Below are 15,181 nucleotides of genomic sequence, written 5' to 3'. Positions count from 1 at the left end.
GACAAGACGGGACTTCACGATCATGAGCAACACGAACCCCCTCCTGGACGTCTCCGGGCTGACCAAACACTTCCCGATCAAGGGCGGCTTCCCGATCAAGCGGACGGTCGGCGCGGTGCAGGCCGTCGACGGCCTGGACTTCCAGGTCGCCGAGGGCGAGGCCCTGGGCCTGGTCGGCGAGTCGGGCTGCGGCAAGTCGACCACCGGCCGGCTGATCACCCGCCTGCTGGAGCCGACCGGCGGCAAGATCTCCTACCGCGGGCAGGACATCACGCACGCGGGCCGCAGGCAGCTGGCGCCGATCCGGTCCGAGATCCAGATGATCTTCCAGGACCCGTACGCGTCCCTCAACCCGCGCCAGACGGTCGGCAAGATCATCGCGGGTCCGATGGAGATCAACGACATCAACCCGCCCGGCGGCCGCGAGGCCCGGGTCCGCGAGCTCCTGGAGATCGTCGGCCTGAACCCCGAGCACTTCAACCGTTTCCCGCACGAGTTCTCCGGCGGCCAGCGCCAGCGCATCGGCGTCGCCCGCGCCCTCGCGCTGGAGCCGAAGCTGATCGTGGCGGACGAGCCGGTCTCGGCCCTGGACGTCTCGATCCAGGCCCAGGTCGTGAACCTTCTGCAGAAGGTGCAGAAGGAACTCGGCATCGCGTTCGTCTTCATCGCGCACGACCTCGCGATCGTGCGGCACTTCTCGCAGCGCGTCGCGGTGATGTACCTCGGCAAGATCGTGGAGATCGCCGACCGCGAGGACCTGTACGAGAACCCGCGCCACCCCTACACGCGGGCGCTGCTGTCCGCCGTGCCCGAGGCGACGGTGGACGTGGAGCCGCGCGAGCGGATCCGTCTGGTCGGTGACGTCCCGTCCCCGATCAACCCGCCGTCCGGCTGCCGTTTCCGCACGCGTTGCTGGAAGGCGACGGAGAAGTGCGCGACGGAGGCCCCGCCGCTGGTCCAGGCCGAGGGCAACAAGCCCGGTCACCTGACCGCGTGCCACTACCCTGAGGTCCGGGACATGGTTCCCGCCCCGCGCCTCTCCAAGGACCCCGAGGCAGCGGCCTGACACACCCCTTTCCGTCAGCCGCCGCCTGCGGAACGGACCTTCACCGGCCCATTGACCCGAGCCCTGATCGTCCGCTCCAGGGGAGCAAGGGCCCGCACCTCCCCAGGTGCGGGCCCTTCTCATGGCCTCCCCGCTCAGGTGGGTGTGGCGTCGCCCGCACCGGTCCCGGGCAGCGCCGGGCCGGTCTGCGGCGAGGCCGTCGGTGTCGCCGTACCGGTCTCACAGGGCTCCGGCCGCCCCGCCTGCGGTGCCCGCAGCGACCGCACCGCAGGGGACAGGAGTGCGGCGAGCGTCGCGGTGACGATCAGGACCGCGCAGACCTCCAGCATCCGGTCGGTGCCGAACGCGTCGGCGGCGGGGCCCGCGACGGCCAGGCCGAGCGGGGCGAGGGTGAGCGAGCCGAACCAGTCGTAGGAACTGACCCGGGACAGCGCCTCCTCGGGGACTTCGCGCTGGATGGTCGTGGACCACAGCACACCGAAGAAGTCCAGGCTGACACCGGCGGCGAAGGCGCCCACCGCGACGGCCCACAGCGGCGCCCCGCCCCCGAGGAGGACGGGCGGCAGGGCCGCGGGCAGGGTGAACAGGACCGCCGCCAGGATCGGCCGGCCCACCCGGGTACGGCCCGCGATCCCGGCGCCGGCCACGGCCCCCAGCGCCTGCGCCCCCACCACCAGCGACCAGGCACGGGCCCCGCCGAAGTGGGCGCTCGCGGCCAGCGGTCCAAGGACACCGGCGTTGGCGTTCATGGCGGCGACCACCACGGAGAACTGGACGACGACCACCCACAGCCACTGGCGGGAGGCGAACTCCTGCCAGCCCTCGCGCAGATCGGCCCAGCCCGAGGCGGCCTTCCGTGGCCGGCGGCTCAGCCGCAGCGGGACGGTGAGGGCCGCGCTGACGACGAACGACAGGCCGTTGAGGGCCAGCGCCCAGCCGGCCCCGACCCAGGCCACGGTCACGCCCGAGAGGGCCAGGCCCAGCAGCAGGGAGGTGTTGGTACCGACCCTCAGCAGGCCGTTGGCCCGCTGGAGCGCCTCGGACGGCACCAGCCGCGGGATGACCCCGTCCATCGCGGGCCCGAACAGGGCCGACGCGATGCCGGCCGTGACGGCCAGTGCGCACAGCGCGGCGACGGGGGCGTGGCCGCTGAGCACCATCGCCGCCAGCCCGCCGTAGGAAAGAGCGCCCAGCACGTCCGCCGCGGCCATCAGCCCGGAGCGGGAGACCCGGTCGGCGATCACACCGCCGACCAGGACCAGAGCGAGCTGCGGGACCGCCTGGCAGGCGACGACCAGCGAGAGTTTTCCAGGGCTCGCACCGGGCAGCGAGAGCACCGCGAAGGCCAGCGCGATCCGGGCGAACCCGTTGCCGAGGACGGAGATGATCCGGGCCAGTGCCAGCCGGACGAAGCCGGCGTTGCGGAGCAGGGAAGGGGTGTGGTCAGCGACGGACATGGACGCGCACCCTACGCCCTGTGGCTCGGGCCCCTCTCCCCGCCCTACGGGCCCTCCTCGGCGAACAGTTCCACAGCGTCGGTGACGTGCATGGCGCGCTGCGCCCATGCCTCCAGCCGGTCCAGGTCGGTACAGGCGTGCACCCGCTCCCGCACGGGATCGGTCACCGGGACGCCCCGCCACTCCAGAATCCGGAGGACCATCTCGGCCTTGGCCTCGGCTCGGCCTTCCTCCCGGCCCTCCTCCCGGCCCTCCTCCCGGCCCTCCTCCCGCACCTGCTCCGCCAGCGGGTGTCGCCAGAAGTACTGGATAGCCGTCATCAGGTCCCTCCACATCTGCCTCGCCTGAGGATCAACCAGGCACGAGTCGACGAACTGCACGAAGACCGCGGCGCTGTCACGGTCAATGGTTTTCAGTGCGGCCGCCAGCGATTCCAGTATGGCCGGGGCCTGCCGACCCCGCCCATGCGTCATCGCCGAAAGCACCGCAAGAGGTACGTCGTTCTCCGCCTCCCGTACATCCGCGATCACCGGCACGTTGTCCGGCCCCAGCACCAGCGGACGCACCGTCAGCGACTCCCACCCGCGCAGCCCCAGCTGGATCGGCCGGGCCGCCCACCGCGCCGTCGCACTGCTCTGCGTAATCACGATCAGCACCGGCTCACACCGGTACTTCTCATACAGATATGACAGGTAGTACGGCCAACTCCCCCGCTTACGCTCGTCCGCCTTCCCCTGCGACTCGACGGCCAGGAGATACGTCCCCTCGTCCGTCTCCGCCCGCAGCAACGTGTCCACCCGACGCTCGACCGGCTCGATCTCCGTCAGATCCACGTTCATCGCCGCGATCTCCCGCGGCTCCGGGAACGGCACGCCCAGCACCCGCTGCAACGCGTGCGTCAACAGCCCCGGGTCCTTCTGGAAGATCCGGTGCAACGCCTCGTGCGTCGGCCCCACCATCACGCCACCCCCAACTCACACCACACGTATTTGCCCCGGTCCCCGAACCGGGAAGACGGCTGCCAGCCCCAGCAGTCGGCACACGCCACCACCAGGCCCAGCCCCCGTCCCGCCTCATCAAGGCCCGCCACCGCCTCCAACCTCCCCGGCGGCTCCGGAGGCACGGGATCCGCGTCCCACACCCCGATCCACACGACGCCCTCCGCAGAACGCCGTACCCGCAGCGCCGCCGGCCCCTTCGTATGCCGTACGGCGTTGGAGACCAGCTCCGCCGCCAGCAGCTCCGCGGTGTCCGCGACGGCGATGAGCCCGTGCATCGTCAGGATCAGGCGGAGGGTGCGGCGGCAGATCGTGACGGCTCTGAGGTCGTTGGGAACGGACAGCGTGTAGTCCCAGGTTTCGGACATGCGTCATCAACTCCGGTCGGAAGAAGGGGATTTCAGGCGCGGCGGCATTACGGGGCGACCTTGCGGCGCACTTGCGCAGCGTGTACTTGGCGTCACCGACGGTAGAGACCTAATTTGGGACGACGCAAGTCGCTGCCGTAATCTGCCCTCGAAAGATGTGCTGCTCTGGGGCAGTTCACCGCGAGGGGGAAGACATGACACGCAGGAAGCAGCCCACAGCTCGGCAAGAGCGTCTGGGTTCCGAACTGCGTCGGCTCCGCGAAGCCGCAGGACTCAAGGGACTCGAGGCTGCGTCACTGCTCGGAACGGACTCCGCCCAGATCAGTCAGATCGAATTCGGCACAGCCGGCGTGAGCGAGGAGCGCGTGCGACGACTGGCGTCTCACTACTCCTGTACGGACGCCGAGTTGGTCGAGGCACTGGTGGCCATCGCTACCGATCGGACCCGCGGCTGGTGGGAGAAGTACCGCGGTTCGCTGCCGACCTCGTTCCTGGATCTCGCCGAGTTGGAGTACCACTCCTCGTATCGCCTGGATGTCGAGTTCCTGCACATCCCTGGCTTGTTCCAGACCGAGGACTACGCCCGCGCCATTTTCTCCTACCGTGTCCCCGAACTCCCCGCAGACGACGTCGAACTGCGCGTTCGCCACCGCCTGGAACGCAAGGTCGTCATCGAGGAACCGGCCCGTGTCCCCTACAAGGCCGTAATCCACGAGGCGGCCCTGCGCATCAGGGTCTGCGACCGCGCAGCCGCGCGCGTCCAACTCGACCGCATCCTTGAGCTCTCCGAAGCACCCCACATCACCGTGCGGGTCATTCCGTTCGACCTGGACGACTTCGCTGGAGCCACGAACGCCATGATGTACGCGGGTGGCGCCGTACCCAGGCTGGACACGGCGGTACGCGATGCGCCTCACGGCGCGGGATTCATCGGCTGCGAGGCCCAACTCAGCGCCTTTCGAACGCTCTTCCGTAAAGTGGAGTTCGCATCCCTCGACCCCGAACGGTCGCGCGACTTCATCCACAACCTGAGGAAAGAGCTGTGAGGGCCGACCATGAACCCTGACAACTGGCAGAGATCGTCCTACTCGGGAAGCGGCGACGGCAACAACTGTGTCGAGGTCGCCCCCCGCCCGGCCCACATATCCATCCGCGACTCCAAAGCCCCCACCAGAGCCGCCCTCACCTTCCCCGTCACCGCCTTCGCCCCGTTCCTCGACGCGCTGAAGGCCACCGCCCCTCATCCATCCTGAGCCACCAGCTCCACCTCGAACCCGGCGTCGTCCTCCAGGTACGCCGCGTAGTGCCCGGGGCCGCCTGCGTACGGATGGCGGTCGGTGAAGAGCAGCGACCAGCCGTGTGCGGGGGCCTCCGTCGCCAGCGCGTCCACCGTCGCCCGGTCGGCCGCGTGGAAGGCCAGGTGGTTGAGGCCCGGGCGCATCCGGTCGTGCCCGGCGTCGGCGCCCCGCAGTGCCGGTGACCGCTCGATCACGAGATACGTCGATCCGTGCCGCCAGCTGCGGCCCGCCGGCCAGTCCTGGTACGGCGCCCAGCCCAGCCGTCCGAGCAGCCAGCCCCAGGACTCCGCGGCCCGGTCCAGGTCTGCCACCCACAGCTCAATGTGATGAAGCACCCGTGCTCCAGGGAAAGTTGAGGGAAGGTCAAGAAGAAAGCTGTTCCTGACCTTTCGTTCAACATCATGTGGCAGACTGCCGCGGTGGTCGATCATTCGTTCGCGAATCCTTCGCTCGCCGCGCTGTACGACAGCCTCAACCCGTGGGGGCCGGGTGACGACTTCTATCTGGATCTCGTCATGGGCGCCGGCTCCGTGCTCGACGTCGGCTGCGGTACCGGGCGGCTGCTGCGGCGGGCTCGTGGAGCGGGGCACGAGGGCCGGCTGGCGGGGCTCGATCCGGCGGCCGCGATGCTCGTGCAGGGGCGGCAGGCCGACCCGACCGTCGAATGGATCCTCGGTGATCTCCGTGCCCGGCTCTGGGACGGCCCCGGCTTCGACCTCGTCGTGATGACCGGTCACGCCTTCCAGGTGCTGCTGACCGACGAGGAGCTGCGGATCGCACTGGACGCGGTCCGCCGCGCCCTCTCCCCCACCGGCCGCTTCGTCTTCGAGACCCGCAACCCCGGCGCCCGTGCCTGGGAGCGCTGGACCCCCGACCGCGTGCACCACGTCACCGACGCGGACGGCCGTGCGGTCCGGGTCTGGCACGAGGTCGAGGGGTCCCCGGCCGGGGACCGGGTGACCTTCACCGAGACGTACGACGGCTCCCCCTGGCCGCGGCCCCAGGTGTGCCGCGCCACCCTGCGTTTCCTCGGCCCCGACGCCCTCGCCGGTTTCCTCACGGACGCGGGTCTCCAGGTGGCGGAACAGCACGGCGACTGGTCCCGGGGCCCGCTCACCTCCGCCAGCCCCGAGATCATCACCGTCGCGCGACCCGTCTAGTCGTCCTCCTCCAGCGCCAGCAGCGCCGGGTCCAGGACGATGTCCTCGTCCCTCGCCTCCGTCGTCGGCTCCTCCGGGAAGTGGCAGGCCGTCAGGTGGCCTTCCCGGTTGCCCGAGATCTGGACCAGCGGCGGCTCCTCCGTCGCGCACTTGTCCTCGGCCTTCCAGCAACGGGTGCGGAAGCGGCAGCCGGACGGCGGGGAGATCGGGGACGGGACGTCGCCGGCGAGGCGGATGCGCTCGCGGCCCACCGCGTCCTCGTCGTCCGAGAGGTTGACCTCCGGCACCGCCGAGAGCAGGGCGTGGGTGTAGGGGTGACGCGGCCGGTTGTAGATGGCGTCCCGGTCACCGACCTCGATGATCTTGCCGAGGTACATCACCGCGACCCGCTGGGAGAAGTGCCGTACCACCGCCAGGTCGTGGGCGATGAAGAGGAAGGCGATGCCCAGTTCCCGCTGCACCTGCTGGAGGAGGTTCACCACCTGGGCCTGGATCGAGACGTCCAGGGCCGAGACAGGCTCGTCCGCCACGATCAGCTTCGGCTCCAGCGCGAGGGCGCGGGCGACGCCGATGCGCTGGCGCTGGCCGCCGGAGAACTCGTGCGGGAAACGGTTGAAGTGCTCGGGGTTGAGACCGACGATCTCCAGCAGCTCCCGTACGCGCTTCTCCCGGCCGCCCTCCGGCTGAATCCCGTTGATCTCCATCGGACCCGAGATGATCTTGCCGACGGTCTGGCGGGGGTTCAGCGACGAGTACGGGTCCTGGAAGATCATCTGGATCTCGGAGCGGATCGGCGCCAGCTGCCTGCGCGTGGCACGGCTGATGTCCTTGCCCCGGTACGCGATCGAACCGCTGGTCGGCTCCAGGAGGCGGGTGATCAGGCGGCCCGTGGTCGACTTGCCGCAGCCCGACTCGCCGACCAGTCCGAAGCTCTCCCCCACCCGTACGGTCAGGTCGATGCCGTCCACGGCCTGGACGTGCCCGACCGTCCGCCGGATCGGGAAGCCGCCCTTGACCGGGAAGTACTTGGTCAGTCCGGAGACTTCGAGCAGCGGTTCCCCGACGGCGGCCTCACGCGGGGCGGGAAGGATCGTGTCCTGGGTCATGACGTGTCGTCTCCTAGCCCAGTCGGGGCTTGATCTCTTCGATGAAGATGGTCTGCTTCTGGTCCGCCGTGAGATGGCAGGCCGAGGCGCGGTCGGGGGCCAGCAGCGGGCGTTCGGTGACGCAGCGGGTACCGCCGACCCGGTCCTGGAAGGTGCAGCGGGGATGGAAACGGCAGCCGGAGGGAGGGTTCAGGAGCGACGGCGGCGTGCCCGGGATCGGGCTCAGGGGGGTCGAAAGGTCGGAGTCCAGCCTCGGCATCGAGTTCAGCAGGCCCCAGGTGTACGGGTGTTGCGGTGTGCGCATGACCTCCCGGACCGTGCCGCGCTCCACCGCGCTCCCCGCGTACATCACCATGATGTCGTCGGCCATGTCGGCGATCACCCCCAGGTCGTGGGTGATGAAAATGATGCCGGAGCCGAACTCCTGTTGCAGGTCCTTCAGCAGATCCAGGATCTGCGCCTGGACCGTCACGTCCAGGGCCGTCGTCGGTTCGTCGGCGATCAGCAGGTCGGGGTCGCAGATCAGTGCCATCGCGATCATGGCGCGCTGGCGCATGCCTCCGGAGAACTGGTGGGGGTAGTCCTTCGCCCGCTCCCGGGGGTTGGGGATGCCCACCTTCGCCAGCATCTCGACCGCACGCTCCCACGCCGCCCGCTTCGAGACCCGCTTGTGCTTCATGTAGGGCTCGGCGATCTGCCGGCCCACCGTGTAGAAGGGGGACAGCGCGGTCAGCGGGTCCTGGAAGATCATCGCGGCCCGGTTGCCGCGCAGCCGCTCCATCTCGTTCTCGGTGGCGGTGATCAGCTCCTTGCCGTCGAGCACGATCTCGCCGTCGATCTTCGTGAACAGCGGGTTGTGCAGGCCGAGGATCGTCAGGTTGGTGACGGACTTGCCGGAGCCGGACTCGCCGACGATGCCGAGGGTCCTGCCGCGCATCAGGTCGAAGGAGAGCCCGTCGACCGCCTTCACGGGACCGTCCTCCGTGGAGAACGTCACCTGGAGATCGCGGACCGAGAGGAAGCCGTCCGGCGCGTTCGCCGCCGGTGCGCCCTCTGGTTTGGTCACTGTGGTCACGGTGTCGCTTCCTAAGGGTCCTAAGAGAGGCGGATGCGCGGGTCGATCCACGCGTACGTGATGTCGGTGAAGATGTTGATGATCAGGATGAAGAAGGCGCCGAACAGCATCACGCCCATCGTCAGCGGCAGATCCTTGTTGACCGCACCGTCCACCGCGAGCCGGCCGATCCCCTGGAGTGAGAAGGTCAGTTCGGTGACGACGGCCCCGCCCAGCAGGGCGCTGAGGTCGATGCTGAAGACGGTGACGATCGGGATGAGCGAACCCCGCCAGGCGTAGCGGAAGAAGACGTAGCTGCGGGACATGCCCTTGGCCTTGGCCGTGCGGATGCTGTCCTCGGCGAGCTGCTCGATCATCGAGGACCGTGCCATACGGGTGTACTGGGCGGTGAAGATGGTCGCCATCACGCACACCGGGATCGACATGCCGACGAACCAGCCGACCGGGTCCTCGGTGATCGGCACGTACTTGGGGTCCTCCATCAAGCCGGTGCTGTAGACGAGGACGGTCAGGACGATCGGACCGAGGAAGTAGATCTGGAAGGAGCTGAGCACCATCGAGGCACCGGTGGCGAACTTGTCGATGTACGTGCCCCGGCGGTAGGCGGCGATCATGCCCGCGCCGACGCCCACGACGAGGAAGACGATCGCGCCACCGGCGGTCAGCGTCAGGGTGAGCGGGAAGCGGTCCATGATGGTGCTCCACACCATGTCGCCCGAGTAGAACGAGATGCCCAGGCACGGGGCCGAGCAGTGGCCGGTCGGGAAGTCACGGCCCCTCACGATGCCGGACATGAAGTCCCAGAACTGCTGCGCCAGCGGCAGGTTGAGGCCCAGCGCCTCCCGGATGTCGTGCAGCCGCGCGGGCGAGCAGTCCTTGCCGCAGGCCAGGGAGGCGTAGTCGGAGGGGGCGGCGACGAACAGGAAGAAGGTCGCCGCGCCGATGAGGAACAGGGTGACGGCGGCGCCCACCGCGCGCCGGACGATGAACTGGATCATGACGGCCAGGCTGCTCTCTGCAAGGACTGCAAGGACGAGTGTGGAGGGTCGCAGGAAACCGCGGGGGCGCCGGACGCCCCCGCGGTCGCACAGCCGTTACGACTTCAGGTAGATCCTGGTGACGTCGATGTAGCTGGAGACGCTGCTGTAGCGGGCGCCGCCGATGTTGGAACCGAACAGCTGGAGCTGCTTGGTGTACCAGAGCGGGGCGGCCGGGTTGACCTTCTCCAGGATGTAGTGGTGCGCGTCGCGCCAGGTCTTCGCGGCCTCGGTGGGCTCCTGGGTCAGCGCCTTCTTGATCAGCTCCTGGACCTTGGGGTCGTTGATGTGCGAGTAGTTGGCGGAGCCGTCGGCGACCTGGTCACCGTCGTAGATCGGCGTGACGACCGTGCCCGGCGACGGCCAGTCCTGGCCCCAGCCGCTGATGTACATGTCGTACGGGTTGTCGAGCTTGCCGATCTGCTCGTAGTAGCTGGCGCCGTCGACCTCCTTGGAGACGACGTCGAAGCCGACCTTGGTGAGCGCGTCCTCGATGGCCACCTTGCGGCGCTGGCCCGCCTCGGTGTTGGCGTAGGCGAAGACGACCTTCTTCTCGGCGGCCGGCACGCCCTTGAGGATCTCCTTGGCCTTGGCGATGTTGCCCTGCGGGGTCTTCAGCCGGCCGTAGGGGTCGTACGTCGCCTCGTAGCCCGGCAGGGTGGGCGCGAACAGGTTCGGGGCGACGTCACCGCCGTAGGCACCGCCCTCGCCGGCGATCAGGGACTTGGAGTTGACCGCGTAGGTGATGGCGTCGCGGACCTTCTTGTCCTTGACCCGGTCCAGGTTGAACGTGAGCGTCATGACGTACGGCTGGTAGCCCTTGATGGTCCGCTTGTACGTCTCGGGGTTCTTGACGACGTCCTGGATCTGGGTGGCGTCGACGCTGCCGGTGAACTGCATGGCGTTCTTGGAGTCGCCCTGGTCGGCGATGAGCCGCTTGGTCTGGGTGGACTCGGTGACGCCGAAGGCGAAGTTGAAGCCGTCGACGTACTGGTGGCGCACGGAGTCGGTCTTCGGATCCCAGTTGGTGTTCTTCGCCAGCACCAGGGACTTGCCGGACTTCGACGAGGCGATCTTGTACGGGCCGGTGGAGACCGGGGCCTTGTCGTAGTTGGCCTTGGTGTCGGTCTTCGCCGGGACGATCGCGTAGCCCGCCATGGCCAGGGTCTGCGGCAGGTCGGTGCGCGGGGTGTCGAAGTGGAAGACGACCGTCTTGGCGTCCGGGGTGTCCAGGACCGAGGCCGGCAGGTGCTTGGAGCCGAAGCCGCCGTCGGGCAGCGCCTTGCGGTAGTCGGCGCCGCTCAGCCAGGTCTGGAGGTAGGTGGGGCCGTCGAAGATGAACTTCGCGTACAGGCGCTCGACGCTGTGCCGGACGTCCGCCGAGGTGATCGCGTTGCCGTTCTGGTCCTTGATCCCGTCCTTCAGGGTGAAGGTCCAGGTCTTGCCGCCGTCGGTGGACTTGCCGGAGTCGGTGGCGAGGTCGCCGACGACCGAGACGTTGCCCTTGTCGTCCTCCTGGAACTGGGTCAGGCGGCGGAAGAGCAGGTTGGCGATCTGGCCGGCGTCGGAGACGTAGATCTGGCCCGGGTCCAGGTGGGTGAGCGGGGTCTCCTGGAAGATCTGGACGGTGCCGCCGCTCTTTGCTCCGGGCACGTCCTTCGCGGGCCCGGTGGAGGCGGCCGCGTCCAGGTAGGTGACCGCCTTGGACTGGACGGCGGCCTCCTTCTGATCCTTCTTCGAGTCGGTCCCGGACTTGCCGCCCTCGTTCTTGGAGCAGGCGGTGAGCGCGAGGGAGCCGGCCGCGACGGCGACCACCAGGGTGCGCGCTCTGCGGGAGAGCAGTGAGCGATGAGACATCATGTGGCGAATCCACCTATTTGTCGGTTGTGATCCCTGAGTACTGCCGGACGCCGGCCGTGAGGCCGACGGGGGCGGCAGCCACCCCCACCCAAGGGACGTCCTATCGCCCGGACTTGGGGTCGAACGCGTCCCGAACGGAGTCTCCGAGGAGGTTGAAGCTCAGGACGAAGATCACCAGAGCGACGCCCGGGAAGAACATGAACGCGGGGTCCTGCTCGGCGTACTGCGCGCCGGCGGCGAAGAGACGCCCCCAGTCCGGGGTGGGCTCCACGAACCCGACACCCGCGAAGGAGAGGAAGGCGATACTGAGGATGGTGCTGGGGAGCGTGTACGTGAACTGCACCAGGATCGGCGTCACGACGTTCGGCAGGATCTCCTTGCGGACGATCCGCCAGGGCGAGGCCCCCGAAACCCGGGCCGCCTCCACGAACTCCCGTTCCCGCAGGGACAGCACGGTGGAGCGGACCAGACGCGCCATGCCCATCCAGCCCAGCAGCCACAGCACGATCAGCATGGCCAGGGCCCGGAAGTAGGTGGGCGTCTCCTCACGCGGGTCCACGAAGAACGAGGTGACCACGGGCATGAAGGCGATGAAGAACAGCTGCTGCGGGAAGGACAGGAAGAAGTCCGTGACCCGGCCGACCCAGTAGTCGGTACGGCCGCCGAAGTAGCCGCCGACCAGGCCGATGACGACACCGGTGACCATGACGAGCACGGTGATGCCGAGCGCCATGAACAGCGAGGTCCGCATGCCGTACAGCAGCATGGCGTACAGATCACGGCCGTACTGCGGCTCGACGCCGAACCAGTGGTCGCCCGAGACGCCGCCCAAGTAGCCGAGCGGCAGCCCGAATTCGTCCAGGACCGGCTTGTCCGCGTAGGTGGGATCCTGGCCGTACAGGGTGTACGGATTGGTGCCGGAGAGCTTCGTCAGCAGCGGCGCCGCCAGGGAGATCACGAAGTACGCGAGCACGATGACCGCGCAGACTACGCCCGTGCGATCCCGCTTGAAGCGGATCCACATCAGCCGGCCGGGAGACCGGCCCGCGAGCTGGTCCGCTCCGGGCTTCGCAGGGGGCACGGGTTCGCCCTCGGCGACGACCGGGGTCCCGCCGTCCTCGATGTCGATAGGACTGGTCACTGTTCGTCCGTTTCACAGGTGTGGGTGTGAGGGGCTTCCGGGTAGCCCGAGGAACGCACGCAGACGCGGCGGGAAACCGCAGTCGGACGCGCGTAGTCGAACGGCCGCGCTACACGGCCGGACGGATCCTCAGAATCGGTCGCCGGACGAACAGTTGTCGACGCAGGAATGACCTGATGGCGCGAGTGCGACCCACCTGGTGTTCGTGACACCACGCATGGGAGTTCCTCCTCATGACTTCACGTGTTCACCAACAGGAGGCTTCCGCCCATACCCTCCGACACCCCTGACGGAGGGCCAGACGCCCCCTGATGCTCGTGAGCCGGCGCTGTCCCCACAGCGCGTGACCCATTGACCCGAGCGCTACGCGGCTAACTATCTGCCATGCGCCAGGTGCCGACCACTGTCTTTAAATCTCAATTCAGTCACAGCTGATGCCAAGTTCTTCCGAAAAATGGACAAACTGTTCGCCGCGAGAAGGCCACGAAACGGACTTGTTACATGGGTATCGGGCGAGGATCTCCGCATTTCGGACACTGACCGAAGCCGGTCCACTCTCGGCCACCAGAAAACGGGTTGCAAAAAGCCCGGGCACCCCCATGATGGGGGCACCCGGGCTTCGATGTCCTGCGATCAGCCGTGCTTGGCGCGGCTGGCGGTGCGGCCGCGCTCCTTCTGGTCGAGGACGACCTTGCGGATGCGAACGGCCTCGGGAGTCACCTCGACGCACTCGTCGTCACGGCAGAACTCCAGCGACTGCTCCAGGGAGAGCTTGCGCGGCGGGACGATCGCCTCGAACGAGTCGGCCGACGACGACCGCATGTTGGTGAGCTTCTTCTCCTTGGTGATGTTCACGTCCATGTCGTCGGCGCGAGAGTTCTCGCCGACGATCATGCCCTCGTACACCTCGGTGCCGGGGTCCGTGAACAGCACGCCGCGTTCCTGGAGGTTCGTCATCGCGAACGCGGTGACGGCGCCGGCGCGGTCGGCGACGAGCGAGCCGTTGTTACGGGTCGTCAGGACACCGAACCACGGCTCGTGGCCCTCGTGGATGGAGTGGGCGATGCCGGTGCCGCGCGTGTTGGTCAGGAACTCGGTACGGAAGCCGATGAGACCGCGGGACGGGACGACGAACTCCAGCCGGACCCAGCCCGAGCCGTGGTTGGACATGTTGTCCATCCGGCCCTTGCGGACACCCATGAGCTGCGTGACCGCGCCCATGTGCTCCTCGGGGACGTCGATCGTCATGCGCTCGACGGGCTCGTACGTCTTGCCGTCGATCTGCTGGGTGACGACCTGCGGCTTGCCGATGGTCAGCTCGAAGCCCTCACGGCGCATCTGCTCGACCAGGATGGCGAGCGCCAGCTCACCACGGCCCTGGACCTCCCAGGCGTCCGGACGCTCGGTGTCGAGGACGCGCAGCGAGACGTTACCGATCAGCTCGCGGTCGAGGCGGTCCTTGACCTGGCGGGCGGTGACCTTGCGGTCCTTGACGGCCGACTTCGCGTCGGCGCCCTTGCCGGTGCCGCCGCGGCCGACCAGCGGCGAGGTGTTGGTACCGATGGTCATCGAGATCGCGGGCTCGTCGACCGTGATCAGCGGCAGCGGGATCGGGTTCTCGGGGTCGGCGAGGGTCTCGCCGATCATGATGTCCGGGATACCGGCGACCGCGCAGATGTCACCCGGCCCCGCCACCTCGGCGGGCTTGCGGGTGAGCGCCTCGGTCATCAGCAGTTCGGTGATGCGGACGTTGGACATCGTGCCGTCACGCTTGATCCAGGTGACGGTCTGGCCCTTGCGCAGCTCGCCCTGCTCGACCCGGAGCAGCGCGATACGGCCGAGGAAGTTGTCGGCGTCCAGGTTGGTGACGTGCGCCTGGAGCGGGGCGGCCTCGTCGTACTCGGGGGCCGGGACGTGGGACAGGATCGTGGAGAAGAACGGCTCCAGGCTGTCGCTGTCCTGCGGGACCGTGCCGTTCTCCGGCTTGGTCAGCGAGGCCACACCGTCACGCGCACAGGCGTAGACGATGGGGAACTCGATCTGGTCCTCGTCGGCGTCGAGGTCGAGGAAGAGGTCGTACGTCTCGTTGACGACCTCGTCGATGCGCGAGTCGGGGCGGTCCGTCTTGTTGATGCACAGGATGACGGGCAGCTTGGCCTGGAGGGCCTTGCGCAGCACGAAACGGGTCTGGGGCAGCGGGCCCTCGGACGCGTCGACGAGCAGCACGACCGCGTCCACCATCGACAGACCGCGCTCGACCTCGCCGCCGAAGTCGGCGTGGCCCGGGGTGTCGATGATGTTGATGGTGACGACCTCGCCACCGTCCTTCGGGTGGTACTTCACGGCCGTGTTCTTGGCCAGGATCGTGATGCCCTTCTCACGCTCCAGATCGTTCGAGTCCATCATGCGATCGTCGAGCGACTCTGCGGCGTGCGCGGCGAAGGCGCCGGCCTGCTTCAGCATGGCGTCGACAAGGGTCGTCTTGCCGTGGTCGACGTGGGCGACGATGGCGACGTTGCGGATGTCGTGGCGCGTGGCCATTAAGGCGTACTCCCGGAGTGTGAGGAAGGCCAGCGCGTACGTCGGTGTTACGCGGACCCTGCCGGGCTGAACAC

14 protein-coding genes are annotated in these 15,181 nt (G+C 68.3%); 4 read left to right on the top strand and 10 right to left on the bottom strand.

Going from position 1 to position 15,181, the window contains the following annotated elements; all coding sequences use genetic code 11:
* Positions 1-22: 22 nt before the first annotated feature.
* A complete protein-coding gene (locus ACFXI4_RS16765) occupies positions 23-1,066 on the top strand; it encodes a dipeptide ABC transporter ATP-binding protein (protein ID WP_362713038.1) in 1,044 nt (347 codons plus the stop codon).
* Between the two features lie 134 nt (positions 1,067-1,200).
* Here ACFXI4_RS16765 and ACFXI4_RS16760 read toward each other — a convergent pair whose 3' ends face one another.
* The 3 genes from ACFXI4_RS16760 to ACFXI4_RS16750 are packed head-to-tail and all read right to left on the bottom strand — an operon-like array spanning position 1,201 to position 3,889.
* On the bottom strand, positions 1,201-2,523 hold the full coding sequence (locus tag ACFXI4_RS16760) for an MFS transporter (protein ID WP_384991184.1): 1,323 nt from the start codon (positions 2,521-2,523) through the stop codon (positions 1,201-1,203).
* 44 nt (positions 2,524-2,567) lie between these two features.
* Complete coding sequence (locus tag ACFXI4_RS16755) at positions 2,568-3,482, bottom strand: hypothetical protein (protein ID WP_384991182.1); 915 nt, start codon at positions 3,480-3,482, stop codon at positions 2,568-2,570.
* The gene (locus tag ACFXI4_RS16750) at positions 3,482-3,889 is read right to left on the bottom strand and encodes an ATP-binding protein (RefSeq protein ID WP_384991179.1); all 408 of its coding nucleotides are present in this window, start codon (positions 3,887-3,889) and stop codon (positions 3,482-3,484) included. The genes ACFXI4_RS16755 and ACFXI4_RS16750 overlap by 1 nt, the downstream gene beginning before the upstream one ends.
* Positions 3,890-4,083: 194 nt before the next feature.
* Here ACFXI4_RS16750 and ACFXI4_RS16745 point away from each other — a divergent pair, with 194 nt between their 5' ends.
* Both ACFXI4_RS16745 and ACFXI4_RS16740 read left to right on the top strand, forming a co-directional pair.
* Positions 4,084-4,935, top strand: coding sequence for a helix-turn-helix domain-containing protein (locus tag ACFXI4_RS16745; protein WP_384991177.1), 852 nt, complete (start codon positions 4,084-4,086; stop codon positions 4,933-4,935).
* Between the two features lie 9 nt (positions 4,936-4,944).
* Positions 4,945-5,142: a DUF397 domain-containing protein gene (locus tag ACFXI4_RS16740; RefSeq protein ID WP_384991174.1), complete on the top strand. Its 198-nt coding sequence runs from the start codon at positions 4,945-4,947 to the stop codon at positions 5,140-5,142.
* Here ACFXI4_RS16740 and ACFXI4_RS16735 read toward each other — a convergent pair.
* On the bottom strand, positions 5,130-5,522 hold the full coding sequence (locus ACFXI4_RS16735) for a VOC family protein (RefSeq protein WP_384991172.1): 393 nt from the start codon (positions 5,520-5,522) through the stop codon (positions 5,130-5,132). The genes ACFXI4_RS16740 and ACFXI4_RS16735 overlap by 13 nt on opposite strands.
* A 66-nt stretch (positions 5,523-5,588) precedes the next feature.
* Here ACFXI4_RS16735 and ACFXI4_RS16730 point away from each other — a divergent pair, with 66 nt between their 5' ends.
* Positions 5,589-6,347, top strand: coding sequence for a class I SAM-dependent methyltransferase (locus ACFXI4_RS16730; protein WP_384991169.1), 759 nt, complete (start codon positions 5,589-5,591; stop codon positions 6,345-6,347).
* Here ACFXI4_RS16730 and ACFXI4_RS16725 read toward each other — a convergent pair.
* The 6 genes from ACFXI4_RS16725 to typA form a co-directional block, all read right to left on the bottom strand.
* Positions 6,344-7,453, bottom strand: coding sequence for an ABC transporter ATP-binding protein (locus ACFXI4_RS16725; protein WP_384991166.1), 1,110 nt, complete (start codon positions 7,451-7,453; stop codon positions 6,344-6,346). The two genes, ACFXI4_RS16730 and ACFXI4_RS16725, sit on opposite strands and share 4 nt — an antisense overlap.
* A gap of 13 nt (positions 7,454-7,466) precedes the next feature.
* On the bottom strand, positions 7,467-8,528 hold the full coding sequence (locus ACFXI4_RS16720; protein WP_384991164.1) for an ABC transporter ATP-binding protein: 1,062 nt from the start codon (positions 8,526-8,528) through the stop codon (positions 7,467-7,469).
* A 20-nt stretch (positions 8,529-8,548) separates the two neighbouring features.
* The gene (locus ACFXI4_RS16715; RefSeq protein ID WP_384991162.1) at positions 8,549-9,526 is read right to left on the bottom strand and encodes an ABC transporter permease; all 978 of its coding nucleotides are present in this window, start codon (positions 9,524-9,526) and stop codon (positions 8,549-8,551) included.
* 96 nt (positions 9,527-9,622) lie between these two features.
* Entirely contained in the window at positions 9,623-11,425 is a 1,803-nt protein-coding gene (locus ACFXI4_RS16710) for an ABC transporter substrate-binding protein (RefSeq protein ID WP_384991159.1), read from the bottom strand.
* 100 nt (positions 11,426-11,525) lie between these two features.
* Positions 11,526-12,566: an ABC transporter permease gene (locus tag ACFXI4_RS16705; RefSeq protein ID WP_384991156.1), complete on the bottom strand. Its 1,041-nt coding sequence runs from the start codon at positions 12,564-12,566 to the stop codon at positions 11,526-11,528.
* 633 nt (positions 12,567-13,199) lie between these two features.
* Positions 13,200-15,107: a translational GTPase TypA gene (typA, locus tag ACFXI4_RS16700; RefSeq protein WP_384991154.1), complete on the bottom strand. Its 1,908-nt coding sequence runs from the start codon at positions 15,105-15,107 to the stop codon at positions 13,200-13,202.
* Between the last annotated feature and the right edge of the window lie 74 nt (positions 15,108-15,181).

This window comes from Streptomyces sp. NPDC059224 (genome assembly GCF_042754285.1).
GTDB lineage: Bacteria > Actinomycetota > Actinomycetes > Streptomycetales > Streptomycetaceae > Streptomyces.
The sequence above is the reverse complement of the archived record's forward strand: the minus strand, read 5'-3'. Positions and strand labels throughout refer to the sequence as shown.

Bases quoted from the DNA above. Each gene is read 5' to 3' on its own strand.
- ACFXI4_RS16765 (WP_362713038.1), top strand. From the start codon at position 23: ATGAGCAACACGAACCCCCTCCTGGACGTCTCCGGGCTGACCAAACAC.
- ACFXI4_RS16760 (WP_384991184.1), bottom strand. From the start codon at position 2,523: ATGTCCGTCGCTGACCACACCCCTTCCCTGCTCCGCAACGCCGGCTTC.
- ACFXI4_RS16755 (WP_384991182.1), bottom strand. From the start codon at position 3,482: ATGGTGGGGCCGACGCACGAGGCGTTGCACCGGATCTTCCAGAAGGAC.
- ACFXI4_RS16750 (WP_384991179.1), bottom strand. From the start codon at position 3,889: ATGTCCGAAACCTGGGACTACACGCTGTCCGTTCCCAACGACCTCAGA.
- ACFXI4_RS16745 (WP_384991177.1), top strand. From the start codon at position 4,084: ATGACACGCAGGAAGCAGCCCACAGCTCGGCAAGAGCGTCTGGGTTCC.
- ACFXI4_RS16740 (WP_384991174.1), top strand. From the start codon at position 4,945: ATGAACCCTGACAACTGGCAGAGATCGTCCTACTCGGGAAGCGGCGAC.
- ACFXI4_RS16730 (WP_384991169.1), top strand. From the start codon at position 5,589: ATGTGGCAGACTGCCGCGGTGGTCGATCATTCGTTCGCGAATCCTTCG.
- ACFXI4_RS16725 (WP_384991166.1), bottom strand. From the start codon at position 7,453: ATGACCCAGGACACGATCCTTCCCGCCCCGCGTGAGGCCGCCGTCGGG.
- ACFXI4_RS16715 (WP_384991162.1), bottom strand. From the start codon at position 9,526: ATGATCCAGTTCATCGTCCGGCGCGCGGTGGGCGCCGCCGTCACCCTG.
- ACFXI4_RS16710 (WP_384991159.1), bottom strand. From the start codon at position 11,425: ATGATGTCTCATCGCTCACTGCTCTCCCGCAGAGCGCGCACCCTGGTG.
- typA (WP_384991154.1), bottom strand. From the start codon at position 15,107: ATGGCCACGCGCCACGACATCCGCAACGTCGCCATCGTCGCCCACGTC.